The sequence below is a fragment of the Polyangium sp. y55x31 genome (genome assembly GCF_029946505.1).
GTDB lineage: Bacteria > Myxococcota_A > Polyangia > Polyangiales > Polyangiaceae > Polyangium.
Genome location: NZ_JARZHG010000078.1, coordinates 1 through 8,922 on the forward strand (window position 1 = coordinate 1; position 8,922 = coordinate 8,922).

The window sequence follows — 8,922 nt, forward strand, 5'->3', positions numbered from 1 at the left end:
AGGCTCGGCGGAGCACCGTAGGGCGACGGCGGCGGAGGCGGCGGCGCGCCATAGGGCGACGGCGGCGGAGGCGGCGGCGCACCGAGGCCCGGTCCCGGGCCGGGACCACCCATCATGGGCGGAGGCGCGGGCGGCGCACCGGGGCCACCCATCATGGGCGGGGGCCCAGGCGGCCCGGGCGGCGCGCCCATCATGGGCGGGGGCGCGGGCGGCGCACCGGGGCCACCCATCATGGGCCCGGGGGGCGCGGGCGGCGCACCCATCATGGGCGGGGGCCCAGGCGGCCCGGGCGGCGTGCCGAGCATCGCCGGCGGCGCGGGCGGCTGGGTCGGGGCGCCGACCATGGGCGGCGGTGCGGGCGGCATGCCGGCGCCGATCGGGGCCGAGCTGTACGCCGCCGCGGTCATCGAGACGCCGGTGCTGGGGCCCGGGGCGGGCGGATACCCGGGCGGCGGCGACGGCGGCGGCGCGGGGATCCCCGGCGTCGACATCGGGCTGCCGCTTCCGGGGGCCGACTCGCTGCGGACCGCGCCGGGGAACGGTGTACGCGGGCTGTAGCTACGCTGCCGCGCGTACTGCTTCATCGACTCGTTGATGAGGTAGTCGATCGAGCACTCCAGCTCACGCGCCATCTGTTCGAACGTCTCCCAGAGGACGTCGCGGCACTGGAATGTCCTTGCGCTCTTCTTGTTCGGATCCGCGCTCATTTTTCCCTAATCGTCGTCGATGGTTCCGAGCCGTGCTGAGGAACCGGCAAGTCCGATCCTCCGAGACCTGTGCGGCACGCTCTGCGATTGCGGATCGCGGGGCGTGCTCCGCCGCTCATTTCTTTTGCTCCTTGGCAGCTTCGGGTTTGCGCTCCTTCATGGCCGGCACGACGCAGTGGCGGACGAACTCGCCGATCGTCTTGATCTCTTTCTGCTCGCGCTCCTGGCTGCCCTCTTTGGGGACCTCGCAGACCCATTTGCAATCCGGGTCGCTGTCGCACTTCGGGGCCCTGCCCTCGTCGGATTCGAGGGAGGACAGGGAGGAGACGTCCGCCGAGGTCCCGTACGAGAAATAATACGCGATCGCGCTCGTCCGCGCTGCGGGTGATCCAGCGCTGAAGTATTTCTTCAGCGCGTCGAGGGGCGTGCCCTCCTTCAGCTCGCCCAGATATGCGCCATACGTGAGCGCCTCGCCGAGGGCGAAGTTTTTGTCGTCGGGGAGCTTCCCGAGGAACTCGCCCACGTCCTTGACCTTCGACATTTTCAGCACCGTCGTCGCGGCGGCGCGGCGCACCTTCCACTTGTCGGTCTTGAACAGGGCGTAGAGCTTGTCGACCACGGCGTCGCGGGGCAGCTCGCCGACGCGGCGGAAGGCTTGATCCAGCACGACGTCGGGCGCGTCGCTGCCCGCGATCTCGAGGATCCGCTTGACGTCGTCGGCGTTGTCCTTCTTGAGGTGCCCTTCGAGCGCGGCGAGCGCGGTTTGCCTTCGTTTTTCGCTCTGATCCTTGCGCGCCGCGAAGCCGAGCAGGTGGTCGACGACGGGCCTCTGGCCGACCTTGCGCATCGAGGCGAAGACCTTGATGAGCTCGTCGTCCTGGAGCGTCTCGATCTGCTTCTTGAATTGCTCCTCGGTCGGCGTGAGCTTTTGCGCCGCGTTCGCGTCCTTGAGCTCGGGCGTGCGGACCTTCGTCCAGTCGTCCGAGAGGATCCACTTCGCGACCTCGACGAGCGCCGCCGACGCGCCTTCTTTCGTCTTCGCGTCGCCGAGCTCCGCCACGAGCGAGGCCATCGAGTCGAGCTTGCGCGCGTCCTTCGTCATGAGCTTCGGCAGCCCGACGACCGCTTCCGCCCCGATCACGCGCAGGAGCTGCTCCATCCCGTAGGCCTGGCCGCGCGCTTCGAGGCGGCGCTCGAAGTCCGCCATCGCCCACTCGACGAGCGCGCCGCGCAGCGTCTGCTTCAGGCCTTCGTCCGTGAGGAGCGGCGGCTTGTCCGCGACGAGCATCGCGTAGGCCGCGTCCTTGTACGGGAACGATCCGTCCGCGGGCGCCGGCTGTCCCGGCTGTGCGACGGGCGGCGGACGCTTCAGTTCCACGATGATCGACGAGACGAGCTGCGACACGATCGGCGCTTGGACCTCGGCGCGCAGGCCCGAGAGCACGTCGACGAGGCTGCCTTTGCAGGCCTCGTTCTCCGGCGGATCCTCGCTGTCGATCTGGGTGAAGGCGAGGCGCCTGCCGGATCGCGGCTTCATGCGGATCAGCGCGAGCGCGCTCTCGACGCGGAGCGAGGTGTCGTACTTGTCGTAGAGCAGCACGGCGCAGAGCTTTTTCGGGCCGTGGGCCGTGTTTTCCCAGCGGTGGATGTCGTTGTCGTCGACACGGCAACCGCTCACCGCGAGCCCCATGCCCAAGGCCACGAGGCACGTCGCGAGAACGCTCGCGGTCTTGGGGCGCGGCCCTGCTCCATCAACGCTTCGCATGCTGTCCTTGGGAATGGCGGCGATGGTACCGCTCGGGGCGTCCCAGGCTCAAAGAATTTCGGGTCCTTAACAAAGGCTGAACCTCGCCGCGCCGCGCCGAACAGGGGGAACCTCTGTACCCTCGATCACGTCCCGCCGGCTTCGCCACCAGGGACTTGCATAGAGGGAAGAGTGGGAATATGTAGGCAAGGTAGGTTCAGGTAGGCCATGACCGTTCCTCTCTTCGCTCCGCGTCGTGTGCAGACCGCCCCGGGTCCCGGTGAAACTGTTTCGTCGCCCACGAAAAGAACACGTGGGGGCGGAGGCCGGGGGGGCGAGGGCGAGGGTGCGTCCGCGGCGACGGCCGCGCCGGCGCGCCACACGTATGCGCGGGAGGCGGCGGCGCTCGTGCTGCTCGCGTCCGCGCTCTACACGTCGCTCGCGCTGGCGTCGTTCCGCGGGGATCCGCTGCGTCCGGAGGTCGTAGGGCCGGACTGGGTCGGGCCCGTGGGCGCGGCGTTCGCAGGGTTTTCGGCGAGCACGGTGGGCGTCGTCGCGTGGGCGCTGCCGCTCGAGCTCGTGGCGCTGTCGGCGCCGCTGCTCGGAGGAAAGCCGTCACGCGCGAGCGTGTCGCGGTTCGGCGGCGACATCGTGGTCATCGTGATCCTGGCGGCGCTCGCGCACGTGGCGTTTCCGCTCTCGACGTCGTTCGGCGCGATGCCGCTCGGCGGCGCAGTGGGCGAGCTCTTCGGCGAGGTGATGCGATCGCTGTTCTCGGCGATCGGCTCGTACATCATCGGCCTGACGGTCGTGTCGTTGATCCTGGTCCAGCGCGCGACGTTCTCGTTCATCGAGCTCGTGCAGCGGATGCGAAAGTCGCTGGAGACGGCCGGCGAGAAGGGCGCGTTCGGGCTGAAGGCGCTCGCGTCGGCGTGGCAGAAGGCGCGCGAGATCGAGCGCGCGAGCACGAAGGACGAGAAGGCCGAGCGCGCCGCGGACGCGAAGATCGTGGCGACACCCGCGGCGGACGCGATCATCGCGGCGCTGACGGCGGGTGATGACGACGAGGTCAAGAAGGACGCGACGCCCGACGCGATGAACGTGGTGATCGCGAAGGGCGCGTCGGAGCCGGCGCTGCCGGTCGCGTGGAACGACGGCGGCGTGATCGCGAGCGCGCTCGTCGAGGCGGACGCGCCGAAGCCGCAGCAACGCAAGCGGCGCGCGCCGACGGCGAAGCCTGCGGCCGCGGGGGAGACGGAGTCGAAGGAGAATGCGGCAGCGGCGCCGGTGATCGTGACGAATACGGCGGCGGCGGAGGCGGAGGCGGCGCGATCGATCACGCCGGCTGCGTCGGCTGCACCTGCGCCTGCACCTCTTCCAATCACGCCTGCTGCATCGGCTGCGCCTGCTGCGATCGCGCCTGCCCCGATCGCGCCTGCCCCGATCACGCCCGCGGCGCCCGCTGCACCTGCGCCCGCTGTACCTGCGCCCGCGCCGATCACGCAGGCCGTCAAGGAGTCGACGGGGCCCGCGATCTTCGTGCCGCCCGCGGATCCCGTGGCGATCATGGCCGTCTCGGACATGGCCGCGGGAGAAGCGTTCTTCGACGCCGCCACGCCGACGCCGCCCGCGGCGCCGCCGAAGGAACGCGCGCCCAAGGCGACCACGAAGCCCTCGCGATCGATCGAGCCGAAGGCCAAGCCCGCGCCGGCGCTGCCTCCGCCGCCCACGCCCACGCCCGAGCCTGCGGTCGTGAACGAGGTCGACGACGAAGACGAAGAGGACGAAGCGTACGACGAGGACGAGCGCGACCTCGAGCGCGAAGCACAGGTGAACGAGGACGAACCGGAAGAGGCGATCGACGAGAGCCCGATCGCGCCCGTGAAGGTCGAGCCGCCGAAGCCCATCGCCAAGCCCGTGACGCCCGCGCCCGCGGTCGCGCCTGCCGCGCCCGCTGCGCCCGTCGCGCCGCAGGCGATCACGCGCGCGCCCGAGAAGCCGAGCGCGCCCGAGGTCGTGAAGGTCGTGCCTGCCGTCGGCAAGGGCTTCCGCTTGCCCACGACGGACATGCTCGAACCGCCCTCGCCCGGCGACAAGTTCGCCATCGACGAAGAGCAGCTCCGCGAGAGCGCCGCGCTCCTCGAGAAGACGCTCGCGGATTACGGCGTGAGCGGCAAGGTCGAGGAGATCCACCCGGGTCCGACCGTCACCACGTTCGAGGTCGCGCCCGCGGCGGGCACGAAGGTCTCGAAGGTCGCGAGCCTCGCCGACGACCTCGCGCTCGGGCTCTCGCGCAAGGTGCGCATCATCGCGCCGATCCCGGGCAAGAACCGCATCGGCTTCGAGCTGCCGAACGAGCGGCGCATGCCCGTGTCGCTGCGCGAGCTCGTCGAGGATCGACGCTTCCAGGAGATGAAGGCGCCGCTGCCTTGCGTGCTCGGCCGCGACATCATCGGCGCGCCGTACTTCGCCGACCTCGCGTCCATGCCGCACGTGATCGTCGCGGGCGCGACGGGCGCCGGCAAGAGCGTCGGCCTCAACGTCATGCTCGTGAGCCTGCTCTTCCGCAAGACGCCCGAGGAGCTGCGCATGCTCATGATCGATCCGAAGGTCGTCGAGCTCGCGCCCTTCGATCGCATCCCGCACATGCTGCTTCCGGTCGTGACGGACATGAAGCAGGCGGCGAACGCGCTCAAGTGGGCCGTCGACGAGATGGAGCGGCGCTACCAGCTCTTCGCGAACGCGGGCACGAAGAACATCGGCACGTACAACGCGTGGGTCGAGAAGGTGGCGCGCGGCGAGGCCAAGCCTCCGCGGCCGCCGAAGAAGGTCGCCGCGATCTCGGCCGAGGGGCTCGAGGTCGAGGTCGACGCGGCCAAGGACGGAACCGACGTGGCCTTGCCGGAGAAGATTCCGTACATCGTGATCGTCGTCGACGAGTTCGCCGATCTCATGATGCAGCAGGGCAAGGACGTGGAGGCGAGCGTCGCGCGTCTCGCGCAGAAGGCGCGCGCGGCGGGCATGCACGTCATCCTCGCGACGCAGCGCCCGAGCGTCGACGTCATCACGGGCATGATCAAGGCGAACTTCCCGACGCGTATCGCGTTCCGCGTGGCGCAGAAGGTCGACAGCCGCACGATCCTCGACGAGCAGGGTGCCGAGCACCTGCTCGGCCGTGGCGACATGCTCGTGAAGATGAACGGCGCGACCGATACGCGCCGCGTCCAGTGCCCCTTCGCGAGCGAGGAAGAGGTGCAGCGGATCACGGACTTCCTGCGCCTCCAGGGAGAACCGGTTTACGACGAGGCGATCCTCAAGCCGCGCGACGAGGAGGGCCAGGAGGCGGACACGAATGATGCCGAGAACGATCCGATGTACGACGCTGCCGTAAGGATCGTGGCCGAGACGCGGCGCTGCTCGACCTCCTGGATCCAGCGCAAGCTCGGGGTTGGCTACAACCGTGCGGCAAAAATCGTCGAGGCCATGGAAAAGCGTGGGATCGTCGGTCCCGCGAACGGAGCGAAGGACCGGGAGGTGCTGATCGCGCCCCTCTGATCGCTATTTGTTTTCCGTCCCCGCGTGCTAGAGAAACCGCTCGAGATGGCGTGCGAAGAAGAGCGCACACGGCTCATCGGCCAGATCACGAGCCTCCTTCGGGAAAACTCGTTGCCGCCCGCCGCTCGGGAAGCGGGGCTCACGCTGATCGCGTGGCTCGCGCGGCGCATGCCCGGCGAGTCGGTTTCGCTCGCCGGAAAAGAAGAGATGATGCGTCGCTGCGTGGAGCACGGCTACACGATGAACGGCGCGCATGCCGTGAACGGCGTCGTCACGAACGGCGCGGCGAGCGGCGCGCATGGTTCGTCGGGTTTGAACGGCGCGAGCCCGGCGAAGAGCCGCGCCCACGAGAAGCGCAGCGGTTCGTCGCGGAGTAACGGTCGCCGCGCGCGGTGAAGATCAAGCCGGGGCCGCTCTTCGCGTCCGCGGCCGCTGCGACGATCTGCGCAGCCCTCACCGCAGGACGCGCGCCCGAGACGCTCGTGATCGCGCGCTCGACCGAACACGCGATCCTCGATCCGGCCCTTCGCCTCGCGGAGGCGTTTCCGCCGCCGCCGCCACCTCCGCCGCCCGACGTCGTCGTGCGAGGTCCTCCGAGCCGCACCTTCCGCGGTGACGCAAAACGCCACCATCGAAGCCCTTTCTACGGCCCGCGTACGCTCCCCACCGCCACCGTCCTCCACGAGGCCCGCGCATCCATCGCCGCGATGCCCGCCATCCTCGAAGGCGGCGATCTCCTCGTCGCGTCGCTCGACGGCGCGCTCGTGCGCCTCTCGCCCACGGGTGATCTGCGCTGGAAGATCAGCCTCGGCGATCGCATCTACACAAGCCCGCTCATCACCGGCGATCACGCTGTCCTCGGCTCCGACGCCGATCGTGTCGTCGCCGTTCGCCTCTCGGACGGCCGCATCCTCTGGCAGCTCCTCGTCGACGGGGACGCCGACACTGCGCCGGCCGAAGCGCCCGATGGATCGATCGTGATCGCCGCCGGCAGCTCGCTCTACGTGATTCGTCCGAGCGGATCGCTCCGCACGCGCATCCGCTTGCAGCGCAAGATCTACGGCTCACCCGCGATCGCCGACGACGGCACGATCTACGTCGGCGCGCAGGACGATCACCTCCACGCGTTCACGCTCTCCGGCGCGCGTGTCTTCCGCCGTGATCTCGGCAGCGACGTCGACTGCGCGCCGCTCGTCGGCGACGACGGCGCGATCTTCGTCGGCACCGACGGCGGGCACGTCTTCGGTTTCGAGAAGAGCGGCGCGCTCCGGTTTCGCGCGGATGTCGGCGGGTTCGTCCGCGGCGGGCTCTCGCTCGGCCGTGACGGGAGTGTGATCGCGGGAGTGTACGGCCCGAGGCCGGGCATTGTCGCCCTGGATCCGACGAGCGGCGCCGAGAGGTTTGCCTTTCGGGTACGGGAGGGCGGCCCACGGGAGCTCGGCGTCTCAGGCGGGCCGCTCGTCGACGCCGAGGGGCGCCTCTACTTCGGCGCGGCCGACGACCACGTCTACGCCCTGGATTCCCGCGGATCGCGGCTCTTCGCGGTCCCCGTGACGGGCGACGTGGACGCGCCGCTCGTCCTCGGCCCGGGCGGGGTCCTGTACGCCGGCACAGAGGACGGTCGCCTGTACGCGATCCAAGGGGCGGCACTTCCCGCACCGACCAGAAACGGCCTGTGATAGGGGTGGTCTGGTCATGGCCGAGCTTTCGGTGACGCTTCCCGAGGCGCGCCCCGACGACGCGGAGGATGTCGTCTGGGGGTTGTCGACTGCGAGAACGCTGTGGGCGCGTGGTGAGCGAAGGGACGCCGTCGTGTGGCTCCGTCGCGCGGCCGAGGCCGCCGAGTCCTCGGGCAACGTCTTCCGCGCCTCCGAGCTCGGGATGTATGCCCAGGAGCTCGACGACGCCCTCAACGCCGCCGCGCCCGCCGCGCCGGATGCCCCGCGCCCGCCGCTGCCGTCGTTCGACATCGAGTTCGATGCCAACACCGGCACGCCGCCGCCCGCGCACGTGAGGCCCGCGATCGCGCCACCCGCGCCGCCCGCGCCGCCCCTGCCGCCGATGGCGCCGCCGCCCGTACCACCCCAAGCGACGCCACATCCTCCCTCCGCCGTCCCCGCCACCGCGCGACCCCCCACCATCGCTCCGCCGCCGCTTCCTCCGCAGAGCACGCTCACCGCGCCGTCGCCCGGCTCCTTGCGACCGCCGCCGCCGCCCTCGGTCTTGCCCCCGGCCGCGCCGTTCGTGGCGGCTCCCGCGCCGAGCGTCCCGCCGCCGGCTGCCGCGCCGCTCCCGCCGCCCGTCTCGCCGCTCCCGCCGCCCGTCCCCGAAGGCGACCTCCTCGCGCCGCCGTCGCGCCCTCCCTCGGTGCGTCCTCCGCCGCGCTCCGTGACCCCGCCGCCGATGCCGGCGACGAACACGCGGCCGACGACCACGCCGCCGCCTGCGCCGGGCAAGGCCGTGGCGCAGCAACGCAAGGTCCCGCTCCGCTCGCCGATCCTCGATCCCTGGTCGGAAGGGGATCCGCAAAGCGCGAACCTGCCCCGCGGGGAAGAGCCGGCGCCGCGCCGCAAGACGGTGACGGGCGAGTCGAGCGCCACCCTCGCGCGGCCGCGTGTCACGACCCTCCTCGAAGACGACGACGTCATCACCTCGGCCGCGCCGCTCGAGCAGACCCTCGGGAAAAAGCGCGCCGTCCCGCCGCCGCTCCCCGGCGGCACCGCGCTCGCCGCGCCGCCGGCTTCGGCCGCTGCGCCGCCGGCTCCCAAGGCGCCGCCGCCTCCGCCGGTGCGCGGCTCGTCTCCCGCGAACCCCGCGGTCGCGCCGCCGGCTCCGGCCTCCGTGCGTCCGCCCGTGCCTCCGCAGCCGCCGTCCGTGAGGCCGCCGCCTCTGCCGCCGGCCCCGCAGCCGCCGCCC

The 8,922-nt window shown here is 71.1% G+C and carries 4 protein-coding genes and 2 pseudogenes; 4 read left to right on the forward strand and 2 right to left on the reverse strand.

Translation table 11 applies throughout. From position 1 onward, the window contains the following. Together QHF84_RS49705 and QHF84_RS49710 are read right to left on the reverse strand one after the other, a co-directional pair. Nucleotides 1-707: pseudogene (locus QHF84_RS49705) on the reverse strand (hypothetical protein); the annotation flags it as partial. A gap of 115 nt (nucleotides 708-822) precedes the next feature. Next, complete coding sequence (locus QHF84_RS49710; RefSeq protein WP_281320711.1) at nucleotides 823-2,472, reverse strand: hypothetical protein; 1,650 nt, start codon at nucleotides 2,470-2,472, stop codon at nucleotides 823-825. Nucleotides 2,473-2,679: 207 nt separating this feature from the next. On the opposite strand from QHF84_RS49710, the gene QHF84_RS49715 reads away from it, so the two are divergent. The 4 genes and pseudogenes from QHF84_RS49715 to QHF84_RS49730 all read left to right on the forward strand — a co-directional run. Next, nucleotides 2,680-6,006 carry a DNA translocase FtsK 4TM domain-containing protein gene (locus QHF84_RS49715; RefSeq protein WP_281320712.1) on the forward strand — a complete coding sequence of 1,109 codons (3,327 nt, stop codon included), beginning with the start codon at nucleotides 2,680-2,682 and terminating at the stop codon, nucleotides 6,004-6,006. Nucleotides 6,007-6,030: 24 nt separating this feature from the next. Continuing rightward, nucleotides 6,031-6,402, forward strand: coding sequence for a hypothetical protein (locus tag QHF84_RS49720; protein WP_281320713.1), 372 nt, complete (start codon nucleotides 6,031-6,033; stop codon nucleotides 6,400-6,402). After that, nucleotides 6,399-7,685 (forward strand): PQQ-binding-like beta-propeller repeat protein, encoded by a 1,287-nt coding sequence (locus tag QHF84_RS49725; RefSeq protein WP_281320714.1) that lies wholly within the window; start codon nucleotides 6,399-6,401, stop codon nucleotides 7,683-7,685. Before QHF84_RS49720 ends, QHF84_RS49725 begins: the two co-directional genes overlap by 4 nt. 16 nt (nucleotides 7,686-7,701) lie before the next feature. Beyond that, nucleotides 7,702-8,922, forward strand: a pseudogene (locus tag QHF84_RS49730) (hypothetical protein); the annotation flags it as partial.

What these genes read in the sequence shown, in the direction of transcription:
- QHF84_RS49710 (WP_281320711.1), bottom strand. Translation starts at nt 2,472, where the DNA reads ATGCGAAGCGTTGATGGAGCAGGGCCGCGCCCCAAGACCGCGAGCGTT.
- QHF84_RS49715 (WP_281320712.1), top strand. Translation starts at nt 2,680, where the DNA reads ATGACCGTTCCTCTCTTCGCTCCGCGTCGTGTGCAGACCGCCCCGGGT.